14 protein-coding genes are annotated in these 17,435 nt (G+C 40.6%); 7 read left to right on the top strand and 7 right to left on the bottom strand.

Going from position 1 to position 17,435, the window contains the following annotated elements; all coding sequences use genetic code 11:
- The first annotated feature begins 55 nt into the window (after positions 1–55).
- Positions 56–1,459 (top strand): class II fumarate hydratase, encoded by a 1,404-nt coding sequence (gene fumC, locus H2245_RS00915; RefSeq protein ID WP_182405143.1) that lies wholly within the window; start codon positions 56–58, stop codon positions 1,457–1,459.
- 113 nt (positions 1,460–1,572) lie between these two features.
- On the opposite strand, the gene H2245_RS00920 is transcribed toward fumC, so the two are convergent.
- The 6 genes from H2245_RS00920 to H2245_RS00945 form a co-directional block, all read right to left on the bottom strand.
- Positions 1,573–2,355 (bottom strand): hypothetical protein, encoded by a 783-nt coding sequence (locus H2245_RS00920; RefSeq protein WP_182405144.1) that lies wholly within the window; start codon positions 2,353–2,355, stop codon positions 1,573–1,575.
- A gap of 75 nt (positions 2,356–2,430) precedes the next feature.
- Complete coding sequence (locus H2245_RS00925; protein ID WP_182405145.1) at positions 2,431–3,252, bottom strand: MipA/OmpV family protein; 822 nt, start codon at positions 3,250–3,252, stop codon at positions 2,431–2,433.
- Positions 3,253–3,292: 40 nt separating this feature from the next.
- Complete coding sequence (locus H2245_RS00930; protein ID WP_182405146.1) at positions 3,293–4,156, bottom strand: rhomboid family intramembrane serine protease; 864 nt, start codon at positions 4,154–4,156, stop codon at positions 3,293–3,295.
- A 63-nt stretch (positions 4,157–4,219) separates the two neighbouring features.
- Positions 4,220–5,428 (bottom strand): alpha-hydroxy acid oxidase, encoded by a 1,209-nt coding sequence (locus tag H2245_RS00935; RefSeq protein WP_182405147.1) that lies wholly within the window; start codon positions 5,426–5,428, stop codon positions 4,220–4,222.
- A gap of 143 nt (positions 5,429–5,571) precedes the next feature.
- The gene (locus H2245_RS00940; protein WP_182405148.1) at positions 5,572–7,353 is read right to left on the bottom strand and encodes an L-lactate permease; all 1,782 of its coding nucleotides are present in this window, start codon (positions 7,351–7,353) and stop codon (positions 5,572–5,574) included.
- Between the two features lie 335 nt (positions 7,354–7,688).
- Complete coding sequence (locus H2245_RS00945; protein WP_182405149.1) at positions 7,689–8,021, bottom strand: glutaredoxin family protein; 333 nt, start codon at positions 8,019–8,021, stop codon at positions 7,689–7,691.
- Between the two features lie 325 nt (positions 8,022–8,346).
- Here H2245_RS00945 and mtgA point away from each other — a divergent pair, with 325 nt between their 5' ends.
- The 5 genes from mtgA to H2245_RS00970 all read left to right on the top strand — a co-directional run bounded on the left by mtgA (position 8,347) and on the right by H2245_RS00970 (position 13,675).
- Positions 8,347–9,033 (top strand): monofunctional biosynthetic peptidoglycan transglycosylase, encoded by a 687-nt coding sequence (gene mtgA, locus H2245_RS00950; protein WP_182405150.1) that lies wholly within the window; start codon positions 8,347–8,349, stop codon positions 9,031–9,033.
- Positions 9,034–9,194: 161 nt separating this feature from the next.
- Positions 9,195–11,861, top strand: a complete 2,667-nt coding sequence (ppk1, locus tag H2245_RS00955; protein WP_259365024.1) for a polyphosphate kinase 1 — start codon at positions 9,195–9,197, stop codon at positions 11,859–11,861.
- A 338-nt stretch (positions 11,862–12,199) separates the two neighbouring features.
- Entirely contained in the window at positions 12,200–12,373 is a 174-nt protein-coding gene (locus H2245_RS00960; protein WP_182405151.1) for a hypothetical protein, read from the top strand.
- A gap of 101 nt (positions 12,374–12,474) precedes the next feature.
- On the top strand, positions 12,475–12,762 hold the full coding sequence (locus tag H2245_RS00965) for a hypothetical protein (RefSeq protein WP_182405152.1): 288 nt from the start codon (positions 12,475–12,477) through the stop codon (positions 12,760–12,762).
- A 217-nt stretch (positions 12,763–12,979) separates the two neighbouring features.
- Positions 12,980–13,675: a hypothetical protein gene (locus H2245_RS00970; RefSeq protein WP_182405153.1), complete on the top strand. Its 696-nt coding sequence runs from the start codon at positions 12,980–12,982 to the stop codon at positions 13,673–13,675.
- Positions 13,676–13,893: 218 nt separating this feature from the next.
- Here the strand turns inward: H2245_RS00970 and H2245_RS00975 are convergent, their stop codons facing one another.
- Positions 13,894–14,583 carry a tRNA-(ms[2]io[6]A)-hydroxylase gene (locus H2245_RS00975; RefSeq protein WP_182405154.1) on the bottom strand — a complete coding sequence of 230 codons (690 nt, stop codon included), beginning with the start codon at positions 14,581–14,583 and terminating at the stop codon, positions 13,894–13,896.
- A 566-nt stretch (positions 14,584–15,149) separates the two neighbouring features.
- On the opposite strand from H2245_RS00975, the gene H2245_RS00980 reads away from it, so the two are divergent.
- Positions 15,150–17,348 carry a malate synthase G gene (locus tag H2245_RS00980; protein WP_182405155.1) on the top strand — a complete coding sequence of 733 codons (2,199 nt, stop codon included), beginning with the start codon at positions 15,150–15,152 and terminating at the stop codon, positions 17,346–17,348.
- The last annotated feature ends 87 nt before the right edge of the window (positions 17,349–17,435 follow it).

Consider the following 17,435-nt stretch of genomic DNA (forward strand, 5'->3'; position numbering starts at 1 on the left):
ATGAGCTACAATTTAGGCTCTTTTTTCTCGCAATCAATCATCAAAGAGGACAGTTATGTCGACACAGAATCAGGCAACTCGTACCGAAAAAGATACCATGGGCAACGTGGAAGTTCCGGCAGATGCCTATTGGGGCGCGCAAACCCAGCGTAGCCGTGAGAACTTTAAGATTGGTGGCGAGACTCTGCCGCGTCCAATGATTGAAGCCATGGCAATGGTCAAAAAAGCTGCGGCAATTACCAATGCTAGTCTTGACCGTATCGACGATGATAAGCGCGATTTAATCGTGCAAGCCGCTGATGAAGTGATTAATGGTGGATTGACTGATCAATTCCCATTAGTCGTATGGCAAACTGGTTCTGGTACGCAGTCGAACATGAATATGAACGAAGTGCTTGCCAACCGTGCCAACGAAATCGCTGGTAATGCCCGTGGTAGCTATCAGCCGATCCACCCAAATGACCATGTCAATCATGCACAATCCACGAATGACAGTTTCCCAACTGCGATTCGTGTGGCTGCTGCGCGACAAATTAACAGCTTACTTATCCCAGCTATCAAGGCATTACGTGCTACTTTGGATAGCAAAGCCAAAGAATTTGATAGTATCGTTAAAATTGGTCGTACCCATTTACAAGATGCCACGCCTTTAACTTTAGGTCAAGAATTTAGCGGTTATGTCAGTCAACTTGATCATTCTCTCGTGCGTATTGATAATGCGTTACAAGGGTTGTATGAGTTACCACTTGGCGGCACAGCAGTTGGTACAGGTCTTAATGCGCATCCTGATTATGCGGTAAAAGCCGCTGAGCAATTGGCGACCTTAACGGATCTACCATTTGTAACGTCACCAAATAAATTTGAAGCATTAGCCGCTCGTGATGCCGAAGTCTTTGCATCTGGTGCGCTAAAAACAGTCGCTGCAAGTTTAAATAAAATCGCTAATGATGTGCGTTGGTTGGCATCAGGTCCTCGTTGCGGCTTGGGCGAGCTGACGATTCCTGAGAATGAGCCAGGATCGTCTATCATGCCGGGTAAAGTGAACCCAACCCAGTCAGAAGCGATGACGATGGTGGTTGCACAAGTGATGGGTAATGATACCGTCATTAATATGGCAGGTGCGTCAGGTAACTTTGAGCTAAACGTCTTTAAACCGGTTATCGCTTATAACTTATTACAATCAATCCAGTTATTGGGCGATGCGTGTAATAGCTTTAATGATAATTGTGCGGTCGGTATCGAGCCAGTAAAAGATAAAATCGATGAATTTTTGCATAACTCGTTGATGCTAGTGACTGCATTGAACCGTCATGTTGGTTATGAAAATGCGGCTAAAATTGCTAAAACGGCTTATAAAGAAAACAAAACTTTGAAGCAAGTTGCAGTTGAATTAGAGCTATTAACTGAAGCACAGTTTGATGAGTGGGTGACGCCTGAAGATATGGTGCATCCTTCTTAATTTAGATTTTTGTTTTAAGTAGAAAAAGACCTTGTCATGTAGTGTGACAAGGTCTTTTTATTGATAGTATCAATTATCTTTTGACTGAATCCTTTGCCAAAAATTAGTAACTATTAATTATATAACTCATAACATTTTCTACCATACTCTTTCATAATTGCCCCAGTCAGTCCTTGTTGGGCGAAAGATTGAGCAATACCTGCATTGATTTTCTTTCCTTTATAAGTTAAAACTATCTTAGAAAAATTAACATTATTTTTAGCAGTTGTACCGTCTTTTTTCTGTAACTTAAAACTATAGTCTTTTCTATTTAAAACGTAATCCTTTAGCAAAATATCAAATACCTTTCCGCAAAAAATAACATAATCACGTTTTTGTTGAGTAATTGTGTCTAAAAGCAAGTCAGTATAGGGTACTAAAGTACTTAGCTGCATCAAATTAGTTTTAAATGAGTCTGAACCAAAAGGTATAAGTTCAAGCTGTAACTTATCATCTATGACTTTTTCAAGATTCACAAACGCATCGTTATCATTTAGATCTATAACATTAAAGGGCTTTATAAAATTAACTTGTTTTGAATCAAACCTCGACTTACTTTTTTTCGTTGCTAATTCGCCATATTTAAATTTTCCATAATTCCGATGAAAACAAAGATATTCGTTGAAGCTTTTATGTTTAAACTCTTCTTCATACTTATCAGAATAATTGTCTTTTTGCTTTGGGTTAAGGTGCACCAGTACAAATTTTGCATCAGGATTGCCAAAAAAATAAGATGGATATTCATTATGATTGACATGCATTCCAGTAGCACTAGCAAAGCTCTTAGCTCGCTCTATTTTACGGCTGTTATGAAATTCTTCAAAATCAATTTGCATGACTTCAGTAAGCTTGTCCATTGCATCTCCTAAAATAAAGCAGTAAAATTTTTGTCAATAATACAAAATTTTTTTACGCTTTAAAAATCTAAAAAATTAAAACTTATAAAGCAAACCAAGCGTAGTCGTTGACTCAGTACGCGAGTCTACCATTGGGCTGTCGTATTGCTCATCTGAGAGATAATCTAACGTTTGACTGGCAAAGCCTGCCCATTTCTCATTAATATCGTAGTTGGCGCTGACGCTAACGTAAGGGTTAAAGCTTTGGCTAGGTGAGTAAGCAGCAACGCCTGTACGCGCCGACTCTTTGTTGCTTACGCCATAATAATAGTCGTTATAGCTTTCGTCATGCCATTCAAGGCCCACGCTTGGATAGACGGTTAATTTATCTTTAGTAAATTTGGCAAGGTAAGTTAAACGAGCTAAATTACCATCATTACGACCTAAAATATCAGTGGCGAACTGTCCGCGGAAGCCACCAATAGGCGTACGGCGCAGATATGTGATACCAGCAGCCGCTGATGCTTTACGTTCATCAAGACCCGCTAGTGCACCATTGGCATCATCAGGGTCAAACTTACTACCCGCAAGTTGTGCGTAGGCAGACAACTGATTGGTACCATCATTGATAAGATAAGCACCTGCTTGAGCACCGCGAGCGTAGAATTTATTATTATCATAAAAAACGCCCGGTAACACCAGCACTTCTGCGCCATCGACGTCATAAGCTGAGTTGTTAATGATTACGTTTGCACCAACGCTTAATTCTGCATTGGGATCAGCAGGTAGGTTTTTAAAGGGCGCTGCATTTGCCATGCCAGCAGTGCTCAATAATGCTGTTGCCGTTAAAGCACCTAACAAGGTACGAGTGCTAAGAATAGAGGTGATAGCGTTGGTTAAAGTCGATGCTTTAGACATAGTTAAGTCTCATAAAGGAGTAGGGAGAAATGACGGAAAATTATTGTCCAGCTGATAATGCTCGTAATATTTGAATATGAATATCTTGCCACCACAGAAAAAAACTAATCGAGATAGCCAGCATTACAAGCCATGGCAGCAGTTGCCAAATCATAGCAGGCTTAGACGTAGAATGATTACTATTTTGCATATCAAAAGACGGCTGAATATTGATATTGCCATCAGCTGAATAATGAATATAATCCGTTTGATAGGGCGGTATAGACGCTTGCTGAGCGCTCATGCGCTGACGATGGACAATACCGATAGCCAAGGCAATGACCAAACCCGTTATCGCACCGCCAATATGTCCCGCATTATCAATCCCCGGCACCGCAAAGCCATAAACTAAATTAATACCCATTATCAGCACTAAGCTTTTAAGATTGAGTACCATACCGTTGACGGATATTTTAAACAGTGCCGCGATCAATAACGCTGCCCCGATACCCATAATGCCGCCAGACGCACCCGCTGAAATGCCGGGCTGGGCGCTACCCTCTACAATACCTTGCCACGTAATATAATTATTAAGAAGATTGCCACCAATAGCAGTCAATAAAAACAGTGCCAAAAATTTACTGGAGCCAAACATCGGCTCAGCAATTTGCCCAAAAAAGTACATGGCAAAGCAATTAAACAATAAATGCATCAAACCAATGTGCAAAAATGCACTACTTACCAAGCGCCAAGGCTCAAAACCCATGGTAAAGGGCAGTGCATTTGCGCCCCATTTGAGCAGCGCTTCTGTCGATGGATTATTGGCATCCATACCAGACAATACTTGTAAGATATATAAGCCAATAAAGCAGACCAATAATAGGGTCGTGACCGGGGCAGTTTTAAAAAGCTGTTGAATCGTCATAAAGCTGGGTTTTAGTTAAAAATGATGGGTAGAGTATAAAGGGTATGACTACCATAAAGAAAGCTACCAGCGCATTGGCGCGACATAAGGCAGCGCTGTTTTAAGATGTTCATACGTGCCTTTAACCAAAATATCATCACGCACTTGGTTAATGTCCGTATGACCACAAAACGCCATGGTAATATCGCATTCATTGTAAATCAGCTCAAGAGCGCGGCGCACGCCATCTTCGCCATAAGCGCCAAGACCGTATAAAAATGCGCGCCCAATCATCGTGCCATTGGCACCCAATGCCATGGCTTTAAGCACATCTTGACCAGAGCGAATACCACTATCAAGCCAAATCTCAATCTGACTGTTCTCAGCACGCACCGCTTGCACGATATCGCTAAGTGCAGCAATGGAGGAGGGCGCACCGTCTAGCTGACGACCGCCATGGTTAGAGACGACTAAGGCATCTGCGCCACTACGCGCGGCTAATACTGCGTCTTCTGGCTCCATAATGCCCTTGATGATTAACTTGCCGCCCCACATATCCTTAATACGTGCCACATCATCCCAGCTAAGCGCCGGGTCAAACTGCTCAGCCGTCCATGCGGATAACGATGAAAGGTCTTCGACATTCTTAGCATGACCGACGATATTACCAAAGGTGCGGCGCTTGGTGCCAAGCATATTCATGCACCATTCAGGTTTGGTCATCAAGTTTAAAATATTGGCAAGTGTTGGTTTTGGTGGCGCGGATAGACCATTTTTAATGTCTTTATGACGTTGCCCTAACACTTGTAAGTCAGCGGTTAAGATTAATGCTGAGCAATTGGCGGCTTTGGCGCGGCGGATGAGATTTGCCATAAATTCTTGGTCGCGCATCACATAAAGCTGAAACCAAAAGGGCGCACTGGTATGTTCGGCAACATCTTCAATGGAGCAAATACTCATCGTTGATAGTGAAAACGGGACGCCAAATTTTTCTGCTGCTCGTGCTGCATGAATCTCGCCATCTGCCCACATCATGCCCGTAAAGCCAGTAGGTGCAATAGCGACCGGCATTTTTACTGGCGAGCCAAGCATTTCGGTGGCAAGTGAGCGCCCTTCCATATTGACCAATACCCGCTGACGGAGCTTAATGCGATCAAAGTCCGTTTCATTATTGCGATACGTTGTCTGTGTCCACGACCCTGAGTCAACATAATCATAAAACATACGCGGTATTTTGCGTTGAGCCACTTGTCGTAGGTCTTCAATTTCGGTAATTTTGCTCAAATCTTTCATGAAATTTCCCTTAGTAACTTTCTAGCAAACTAACTAGAAAGCTGACGCTAGTATCAAGGATACGATAGCGTCAGCTTAAATACGATTGATGAGTTACGGTTGATTCGTTTACATGATTTCTCTTTTTGGTTTAACTTTCTAGTTTAAACATCAGCTTTATTTACCAGTGAAGGCGGTGTTTTTTTACTGGTGAGTGCCATAATTCCGAAAAATGCGATTGGCCAAATAACTGCCAAAATCCACCACCACATTTGCCCGAAAATAATACCCATGCCAATTAATCCGGCCTGAATGACATAATAAGTCATTGCTAGCAAGGTTTTGCGAATCACATAGCCTTCTTTGTCCATCATTCCAACTACGGCACAGGCTGCAACCACGTTATGCACCGCAATCATATTACCAGCTGCACCGCCCACTGCTTGTAAGGCGACCACTTGAGCGGCAAGGTTGCTATCAAAGCCAATTTGATTGGCAGTTGACCACTGGAAGTAGGAGAACATCATATTACTAACTGTGTTTGAGCCAGCGATAAATGCGCCCATTGCGCCAATCCATGGAGATACTAATGGCCATGCGTTTTGGAAGGCATCGGCTGCACTTTCGGCTAGTAATATAGGCATAGCAGGCAGCGCATTAGCGACGTCAGCAGCTGAACCGGAGTTAATAAATACTTGCACCATCGGCACTGAAAACAGTAGTGCAGGTGCAGCGGCAACCATGGTTCTAGCAGAATTGGTCCAACTGCGCTTCACCGCACGACCATTCATCTTAAACAATAAAATACACACTAAAGAGGTGATAATAAGAATAGTACCTGGAGAGTAGGCAAGCTGCACTTTACTAGAAATAGTCGTACCAAATAGATTACTAAATTCTACCGTCGTCAAATCCCCAGTTAAAAATGCTTTCAGGGGTGCAATGACGCGAGTCAAGATTAGTAGACCGATCACAATCAAATAAGGTGAGAATGCTCGAACTAATGAGAATTTTGGTGCGATTGAATCATCAAATTTTTCTTCAGTAAGGGTGCCGAGCCAATCTTTATCCCAGTTCGCACGCGGTGGAAAATGAAAGATTTCTTTTGGCATTAAAAAGCCACGTTTTGCTGCTGGCAAGACAATCATCAGTCCAATAAAGCCACCAACCAATGACGGGAATTCAGGACCCAAATATTTAGCCACTAAAAAGTATGGAATGGTAAAGCTAAGACCAGCAAAAATAGCAAATGGCCAAACTTTTAACCCTTCAACAAAGGAGCGCTTTGCCCCGAAAAATCGCGTTAAGAAACCACTCAATATCAATGGAATTAAAAACCCAACCAGAGCATGAATCAGACCGATATCACCGGTAATTTGTAGCAAGTAGTTTTCTGGCGTAAGAGGCGCAATAGCTTCGGTAATGTCTTGTTTATCACTAATACCGGTCCAAACTCCAAGCAACACTGGCGTACCAACTGCGCCAAATGATACGGGCGTTGACTGAATAATCAGTACCGCCATGACGCATGCCATTGCTGGGAAGCCCAATGCCAATAATAAGGGTGCACCGATAGCAGAAGGCGTCCCAAATCCTGACGAACCCTCAACCATAGAGCAAAATAACCACGCTACAATAATCGCTTGAATACGCCTATCGGGCGAGATATCCATAAATCCTTTACGGATAGCGACAATTGCGCCACCTTCTTTTAATGTATTGAGTAATAAAATGGCTGCAAAAACAATAAATAATAGAGTTAAGGCAACAATAATGCCGTTTACAGTAGCTGCTGCCACTTGCGCGCCACTCGTTTGCCATACAAATAAGGCCAGCAGAGCGGTAACTAAGTAGGCTGCACTCATCGAATATTTTGCCGGTAGCCGCATGATTACTAGCAGTACCAGCACGACTAAAATAGGCGCTAAGGCCAAAAAGGTATACATTATTTACAATCCTTGTTAATAAATGCCGTTTAAAGAGAAACAGTTAGAGCGTAAAAATTTATTGTTATTAGGGTTAGGGTGCCTGAAGCACATGTTTTTATGATGGTTTATTTTTAATTAATTTTTGTGGTGATATGACTCCTAAAAAGCGGTTTTTTATCAGGGAATCTGCTAATTCAACGATAAATTAAACATAACAAAAGTCGGAAAAATATACCAGTTAATAATGATAGAGCATACATATTCATACAAATGGTCAGATGAACATAATTAAGCAAGGTAACTGTGCCATCTTATAGGGTTGAAAAGACGGATAAAATTTACGTTATTTGGACTTATATTAATTGCTGCAAATCCATAACTGAAAAGGGATAATTTAAGCGACGATTTTGGGTGATTAATACTGGAATAGTCGTGGCAAATGTCATCATTAAGGACTCATCAAACTCCGCAATATCAACCAGCTGATAGGAGATTGGATACACTGCTTGTAAATTTCGTAAAATTTCTTCAGCTTGGTCACACAAATGACAGCCAGATGTACCAAGTAATAGCCAATCATAGTTATATTTATCGCTATCAAAATCAGGTAAGGCATCGATAATATCCGCCCGTAACGACTCTATATAGCATTTATCACCATTATCTGTATTTAAATTTGGGCTCATATCTGTACTCGAATTTTTGCTATACATATTTATTGTCTTTATAAAAACGACTATATTAAAAGTCGTGACATTAAAAGGCGTGGCGTTAGAAAACGTTATCAAAGTTCAATAACGTCCATGATTATTAACATCGATGTTATCGACATCATCAGGTTGTCATAATAAAGAAAGCGGGCAATTAATGACAGCGATTGTAAGATTAGGTAAGATAGCCTTCTGTTTACATGCCTATTACGCTCATAAATTTTTTGCCGCTCCATACTATAGATAGCGGTGCCCCCTTTTTTTAGCTGATTTAGCCTCCAACCTCTCGGATATTGTACGCATGACAAGTATTGGCAAATTATTCAAACGACTGTTATTAGTAGCGTTATTATTGATAGTAGCCTTTCATGTGTTGGTCGCAGGATTGCTGTTGATGTGGAAGACGCAGCCGATTGATAACAGTATGTTTATGCTGTCCCACAGATTAAAAGGCGGTAGCGTTACGCAGCAGTGGGCAGATTATGATGCGATAGCCAAATCTGCCAAGCAAGCGGCAATTGTCAGTGAGGATTCCAAATTTAGCCAACATAATGGCTTTGACTTGGATGGCATTGAGGCTGCACGTAAAAAGAATGAGGCGTCCGGTAGTATGTCTGCAGGTGGCTCGACCATTACCCAGCAGCTGGCAAAAAATTTATTTTTAACCTCGCATCGTTCTTACACGCGTAAAGCTGAAGAAGCTATTATTACGGTTATGATTGAAACATTATGGAATAAACAGCGTATTTTAACGGCCTATTTAAATGTGGCAGAATTTGGTGAGGGTATTTATGGCATTGATGCCGCTGCGCACCATTATTTTAATAAATCGGCTGCCACGCTTAATCGCGATGAATCAGCGTTATTGATTGCCATGCTCCCCAATCCCAAGTATTACGGCAAAAATAAAGGCGATAAACGCCTGCGTAATAAGCAACGTATTATCAAAAGACGCATGAATAACGCTGTCTTACCACAAGCAGTCTAAATTTTATGAAAGTTATTTTCATTTAATCAACGACAAAGCAGGCAGTTAGGTCTAAAATAGATGAAATTTTAAAAAATCTACTATAGAAAAGTAATTTTTTGAAAAACTGCTAATGCCAAGGGTGGTAGTACCGTTACGATAGAAAATAGGGGAGAAGTTGCATGACCAGCGCAAGTAATGACCACAGTGAAAACATGATCAATAAACAGTCAGTAATAGAAAACGTGTCAAAAAGTAATCAGGTAGAAACCAATTTAAGCGGAAAAATTCACAACAGTCAGAATAAAAGTAGTGGAGATGTGAGTAGCATTGCACCTCATCAAGATAAGACAAACACTATTGACAAGCCCGAAGTTAAAAATCCTAGCATCGACGAACCAAGTACCACCAAGCCCCTTCAAATTGATGATAAACCGCTAGCCACGAAAAAACCTGCTCCCAGCACACCTGCAAAACCAAAAGCCGTGAGAAAGCCCAGAACAACCACGAAAAAACCTGCATCATCAGCTAAAACGCTTAGTACCGTTACTAAATCTGCTTCCCAAACGACAGCTAATCCTATAAACAACATTACAAGCAAACCAGCAATGACTACCACACCGAAACCATTAACGACCGCATTAGCCACTATTTCGTCAAAAGCAAGTTCAAAATCATCTGCCACCTCGAAATCATTAGCATTGACGACAACGAATAAAACTACGCCAGCAAATACATTGACTAAAATTGCATGGCAGCGCCTAGAAGATGGTACGTATTCGCCAAACAGTTATATTCATCGTGATTTGTCATTGTTAGCCTTTCATCTGCGCGTTTTAGCTCAAGCGGCGAGTCCACGCCATCCGCTATTAGAGCGCCTCTTTTTCTTGATTATTTTCTCCTCCAATATGGATGAGTTCTTTGAGATTCGCGTTGCTGGCATCATGCAAAAGCTTAGTGTAGGTAATGTTGCTGATACCCCGCACGGTATGCGCCCAAGTGAAGTGCTTGATGAGATTTCAGCTATTACGCATAAGGCAATTGCTGAACAATACCGTATTCTGAACGAAGATATTTTGCCAGCGTTAGCAAAACAAGATATTCGCTATCTTAAGCGTGATGAGTTAAATGCAAAACAGTCAGCGTGGATGAAACGCTATTTCATTGAACAAGTATCACCAGTACTAACGCCAATCAGTATCGATCCTGCGCATCCTTTCCCAAGACTGGTTAATAAGAGTCTGAACTTTATTGCCACGCTAGAAGGTAAAGATGCTTTTGGTCGTGATATTAATTTGGCAATTGTACCTGCACCGCGTAGTTTGCCGCGTGTAATTCGCTTACCAGATGAACTGACTGGTGGTAAAGAGCACCATGTCATGCTCTCAGCAATCATACATGAGCATATCGGTGAATTATTCCCGGGCATGAACGTCACTGGCTGTCATCAATTTAGACTGACGCGTAACGCGGATTTAGATTTAGCTGATGACGTTGATGATATTGCTAAAGCCCTTGAAGGAGAGCTTGAAAACCGTCGTTTTGGTGACAAAGTGCGCCTTGAAGTCACGACCGATTGCCCAACGCCGATTAGTGATTATTTGCTTGAAGAATTTGGCTTGCACAACAATCAATTGTACCGTGTCAATGGGCCGGTTAACATAACGCGGCTGTTGTTTGACTTTAATTTGCCAGATTTACGTTATCAGCCCTTTACCCGTATTGTGCCAAAAGCCTTCCGCCGTGATATAGATAAGCTGGATAAGACCACCAGCATGTTTGCTGCCATGCGTAAAGGCGACGTATTGGTTCATCATCCTTTTGATTCCTTTACGCCTGTGATCAACTTATTATGGCAAGCAGCAAATGACCCCAAAGTCTTAGCTATTAAGCAAACCCTTTACCGCTCTGGCACCAACTCTGAGATTGTCAAAGCCCTCGCTGCAGCAGCGCGTAATGGCAAAGAAGTCACCGCTGTGATTGAGCTGCGTGCCCGCTTTGATGAAGCGTCTAACATTGCTGTTGCCAACTTTTTACAAGAAGCGGGCGCGGTCGTAGTTTACGGTATCGTTGGCTACAAAACTCATGCCAAATTGATGCTGATTGTACGCCGTGAAGACAATCGTATTCGCCGCTATGTGCATCTAGGCACTGGTAACTATCATGCCGCTAATGCAAAAGTGTATACCGACTATGGCTTATTCACCGCTGACCCTGATATCTCAGAAGACGTGCATAAAATCTTTCAAGAACTGACTGGTATGGGCAAACCTGCTAACCTTAAAAAGTTGCTCCACGCCCCATTTACGCTACATGACAAGCTTATCAGCTTTATTGATGATGAAATTGCTCATGCTAAAGCCGGCAAGCGTGCTCATATTATCATTAAAGTCAATGCACTCACTGAACGCCGTCTGATCGACAAACTTTATGACGCCTCGCAAGCTGGAGTAACGGTTGAGCTGATTCTGCGCTCTATCTGCTGTTTGCGCCCGCAAGTAAAAGGGTTATCAGAAAATATCACTGTGCGCTCAGTGATTGGACGCTTTTTAGAGCATACTCGCGTGTATTATTTTTATAATAATGGCGACGAGCGCATGTACTGTGCCAGTGCCGATTGGATGGATCGCAACCTATTTCACCGGGTCGAAGTTGCCTTCCCAATTGAAGATAAAGGATTATTCAAACAAATCTATCATGATGGATTGCTCAACTATCTAAAAGATAACACTCAATCATGGGCACTTGATGGCAATGGTGATTGGCAACAAAATCAACCGGCGGTCAATGAGCCGGTACACATTGCCCAAGACCATCTGTTGAAAGTCATTAATCGAGTTGGCGAATAAAATAGTGATCAGTCAGATATATAGTGGTTAGAAGAATAACTAGCGCCATATAAATAGGAATTCATTCTAAATTTTAATGACTTGCTAACATGATAAAAGCCAAGCTCAGAGTACCATCTGAGTTTGGCTTTTTTACGTCTAAAATTTGATAAGGATTGTTTTTTACTATAGAAAAATTAGTAAATGTCGGTTACAAACTGTGTTTGAACCTCACACATACTCACATATTGACACCGCAGTACACTAGTTTAGTATACAACGATATCTTTATAATCAATATTAGCTAAAAGTTATATTTAATAAAGCAGCTAAAAAAACAATAGATAAAGGACTAAATAATGAGTACTACTACTAATGATATTTCAGATATTAAGCAAGCCGCTAACAATGTGAATGTTGAGAAAATAGAAGAGAACTTACAAGATAGAAATCTGATTGAGGAACCAGAGTCATTAACTGAAAAGCAAAAAACGCCATTCATTGATGAAGAAACACGAACAGATAATTCATAATAATTCTTTATGCTCTAGAAATTATCCAAAGAAAAATAAATTATAAAAATCCAATTAACTATAAATAAAGCATTATAAAAAATTATTCATAAGGAAATGTTATGACTACCCAAGTAAAGCAAACCAGAAATTCCGTTATAAATGAGAAAACTGTGAATAACGAAGAGCCAGTGCCTATTAAAGATCCTGCTGCTCTCGCACCGGATAATCCTAAAGATAGCTATGAAGGACGTAAGAATGAGCCTGACATAAAAGGTCCACAGCAAGAATCGCAAGAAACTGATGAGATTTATGCTGACCCTCGTAAAGAAGAGAATTTACCTGATGGTGGCAAAAACGTAGGTGATTTAAATGCTTATGATTTAAGTCAAAAAGGGAATGAAATCTAAGAAAGAAAAAGAGTGAACAAATAAAGATAGGTATGTGATATTTAAAAAATAATGTTCTAAGTGAAATGGTGATGTAACCAAACAAAGAGACGAATATAGTGGTATCAGGGTTATAAATATAAACCAGAAAAGACACTAACGACGGTATGTTAAAATTTCCATAAGATGATGTTGAGAATATCGTGTCTTTACTTTCATTACTTTTAAGGATGATATTATGCAAACTAAAGATCCAGCATTAACCAAAACGCTTATCGTTGATGGCGATAAAGATAAGATCGCCCATCCTCATGTTAGCGAACATCACCGAGTGGTAGAAGTCATTCAGGATGATCTCCATCACAAAGGAACTGAAACACTTCAAGAAACAGTGTTAGGTACGTTGTACACTAGTGATCATATTTTTGATGAAGTTCTTCATGAGCATGATAGGAATCATCATCGTCAGCATGATGGAGCTCTAATTCATGATGATCCCGTTCATCAGGATATCGGTAACACCCAACACGAACGTAATGATCCTAAAAATACTGATACCTTCCAAGAAACAGTAGTAGGTTCAGGGTATATCGCTGATGACCATATAGTTGAGCATGATATAGGCAGTACGGAGAACTATAGAAACGAAAATACACTGGCTGGTGATAACTTAGGTAGAGATAAGGTAGACAGTGGATTTTTAGATAATGACCTTCAGCAAGGAAATGCAGTACATTTAGAGCATATAAACGAGGGAAATGAACCTGTCCTTCAGCCTGATAGACGTGACCAAGAGGGCAATGCATTTGATGATGGTATTAATGAACATAGTGTTGGCACTGAAGTTCCAAAAAGCGAACATATTAATGATATGAACCGTTATGCCAGTATTGATAACGCGCAAACTCGTGTACTTAACCCTGATGAAAAGTAACAAAATGCATTATTGTAAATAGAGGTTAATTTTAAGATAGAAATCACTAAGGTGGAGATTGATAATCAATAAGTTAAATAGTTATATGAAAAAAAATAGTGTAAAAAAGCACAATAGCGCTGATAGATTCAATCTCAGTCCTGTTGTGCTTTTTTATGCTACTTATTAACGGTACTTTATCAGTGATATTTCAGAAAAATTTAAAAACCCCTTATATTTTATTCGGGTTCGCCACTATGAAACCTTAGCTCATTATCAGGTCTTGAGATTAGCTCTAATTCTACCTCTTTAAAAAAAGCCACACGCTCATCAATATTATCTGTAGATAAGGATTGCGCTAGCGTTAGATAATCCTCAAAATGGCGACTTTCAGATTTCAGTAGATAGCGATAGTATTTCGCTAGACGCGCATCGTCAATCACCTCCGCTAAAGCAGAAAATCGATCACATGAGCGCGCTTCAATAAACGCACCGATAATCAAAACATCTATCATAGCAGCAGGCTCATGGGTTCGCTTATGCTTTAGCATACCTTTAGCATAGCGCCCTGCACTTAGATACGCCCACGCTTGACCACGCTCTTTCATGATACCCAGAACTTGCTCATAATGCAGCATCTCCTCACGAATCAACTGTGCCAGCTTAGCCTGTAGCTCATAAGAGAACTCATAGCGGAACATCAAGTTCATCGCTGTACCTGCCGCTTTTTTTTCGCAATTCGCATGGTCTTGAATGATTAACGGTAAATTAGCCAGTGCCGCTTCTATCCATGTTTGTGAGGTTCGACTTCCCAAAAAATTATAAATAGGCGAGAGGTCGATTTTGATTGGCGTTCGTAGCTGAGCAATATCTATACTGTCTTCTGTCTGCAAATCTGTAGCTACAATACTGGAGTGCTGAGTATTCATAATCTTATACGCTTATATTAAAAATCATCATGTAAAAACTAAGTCAGTTTACCTCAACCACTATTTTTCTTATGCTAAAAAATAACATTTTATATAAAGATAAATCGAAATAGAGCAACAACAATTGTATTAATAAATAATATTTAATTATAAATAGTCATCGTAATGATTACTTACAGTTTATCTTTACTCATTAGTCACCCTATAAGCTCAGTAATATAATGCTGTCAAAGCTATACTCACTCTAAACTATCATTATTATATAATCCCATTATTTATCTTATGAATGGCAATTGCTTGTTAATTTTCTTATTTGATAGTACGATATATTTTGTTTATGATACGTTTTGTCTTACTATGGGTTGTTACCTCATTATTACTAACCGTTATTATTATTAACTATAATAAATCGCTCGACAATTATGTAATACATCAATACGTATTAATAGCTAAGTATATTAGTCATCACTGAATACTAGGCACTAAATACTAAGCGTTTATTATTTCAAACAGCCGACGCAATAAAATACCTGCACGACTCCTCAAGAACCGATAAGGACATCATTATGAGCCAGGCTTCTCACGCTAATCGTATCCAAAAAGGCATTCTTGCCATCGACCCTTTAATGTATGACTTTATTGAAAATGAAGTGCTGCCAACGGTCGGCGTCGATTCGGAAAGTTATTGGGCGGGTTTTGAGAAGGTCGTCAAAGAATTGACACCGCGAAATAAAGCACTACTGGTAACTCGTGATGAGCTGCAAGCTAAAATTGATCAGTGGCATCTCGACCATCCTGCCAAAAATGGTGAAATTGATTATCCTGTATATAAGCAATTTTTAAAAGATATCGGCTATTTGCTACCAGAAGGTGATGATTTTTTGGTCAGTACCGGAAATGTCGATAAAGAAATTACCGATATTGCAGGACCGCAGCTTGTTGTGCCGGTGAAGAATGGTCGCTATGCGCTAAATGCCACTAATGCACGTTGGGGCAGTCTATACGATGCGCTTTATGGCACAGATGTTATTAGTGAAGATAATGGTCAAGAGATTACTCGCGCTTATAACCCAAAACGCGGTGCTGCTGTAGTAGCCTACGCTAAAAATTTCTTAGATGAAAATTTTACCCTTGCTTCAGGTTCGTATAGTGATGTGACCGATTTTGATGTAATAGACGGTAAGCTTGTCTTAACTCAAGGCAATAGCCATACCACGCTGAAAGACCCCAGCAAATTTGTGGGTTATGTTGGCGAGGCGAGTAGTCCAACAGGTATCTTATTAAAAAATCATAACTTGCATGTCGAAATTCAGATTGATGCCAATAATCCGATTGGTAAAGACGACCCAGCATTTATTAAAGATGTCTTACTTGAGTCCGCTATCAGCGTGATTCAAGATTGTGAAGATTCCGTTGCTGCTGTTGATGCTGATGGTAAAGTTAAGGTGTATCGTAATTGGCTTGGTCTTATGAATGGTACGTTGGAAGATACCTTCAAGAAAGACGGCAAAATACAAACGCGTAAACAAAATCCAGATCGCGAATACACCACACCAGAGGGTGGCAAGCTGGTGTTACCCGGTCGTGCGCTGTTGCAGATTCGCAACGTTGGTCATTTGATGCAAAATCCTTCTATTCTCGTTGATTTAGGTAATGGTCAAGAAGAAGTCTTTGAAGGCATTATGGATGCACTAATGACGCCGCTTATGGCATTAAATGATATCAGAGGGAAAACCGAGCGACCAAATTCGCGTACTGGCTCTATGTATATCGTTAAGCCAAAAATGCACAGCCCTGATGAGGTCAAGTTCGCTAATGACTTATTTAACGCCTCTGAAGACGTTTTAGGGTTACCTCGTTATACGGTTAAAATGGGCATTATGGATGAAGAGCGCCGGATGACGGTGAATCTAAAAGAAGCCATTCGTCAAGCTAAAGAGCGCGTTATTTTTATCAATACTGGCTTTTTGGATCGTACCGGCGACGAGATACACACCAGTATGAACGCAGGACCTTTTGTACGTAAAATTAAGATGAAAGAGCAAGTTTGGATACCTGCTTATGAGCAATGGAACGTAGACATTGGACTGGACGTCGGCTTGCAAGGTCATGGGCAAATTGGTAAAGGCATGTGGGCGCGTCCTGATGACATGAAAGAGATGATGGAGCAAAAAATTGCCCATCCACAGGCGGGCGCTAATACAGCATGGGTGCCATCACCAACGGGCGCAACCTTACACAGCATACACTACCACATGGTCGATGTAGCTGATGTACAAAGCCGTCTAAAATCTCGTAAACGCGCCAATATAGATGATATTCTGACCATTCCCTTGGCTAAAGATACTTATTGGACTCCTGAAGAGGTACGAAACGAGCTTGAAAATAATGCACAAGGCATCTTAGGTTATGTGGTGCGTTGGGTAGACCAAGGCATTGGTTGCTCGAAAGTACCTGATGTCAATAACGTCGGTCTTATGGAGGATCGTGCAACGTTGCGTATCTCGAGTCAACATATTGCCAACTGGTTGCTTCATGGTATCGTCAGTGTAGAACAGGTGATGGAAGTGATGAAACGTATGGCAAAAGTCGTTGATGGGCAAAATGCTAATGACCCAAACTATAAGCCAATGGCTACTGATTTTGACAACTCCATTGCTTTTAAAGCGTCTTGTGATTTGGTGTTTAAGGGTCGCGAACAGCCGAGTGGCTATACTGAGCCACTACTACATCATGCCCGTCGTGCGTTAAAAGGCAGCTTATAAATTGAGATTTTTCTAGACTAAAATGATTATTAATTAAGACAAAAACGTTTTCAGTCTTTTGGTTATCTTATCATCTTACAAGATTGA

This window comes from Psychrobacter sp. GP33, assembly GCF_014119005.1.
Lineage (GTDB): Bacteria > Pseudomonadota > Gammaproteobacteria > Pseudomonadales > Moraxellaceae > Psychrobacter.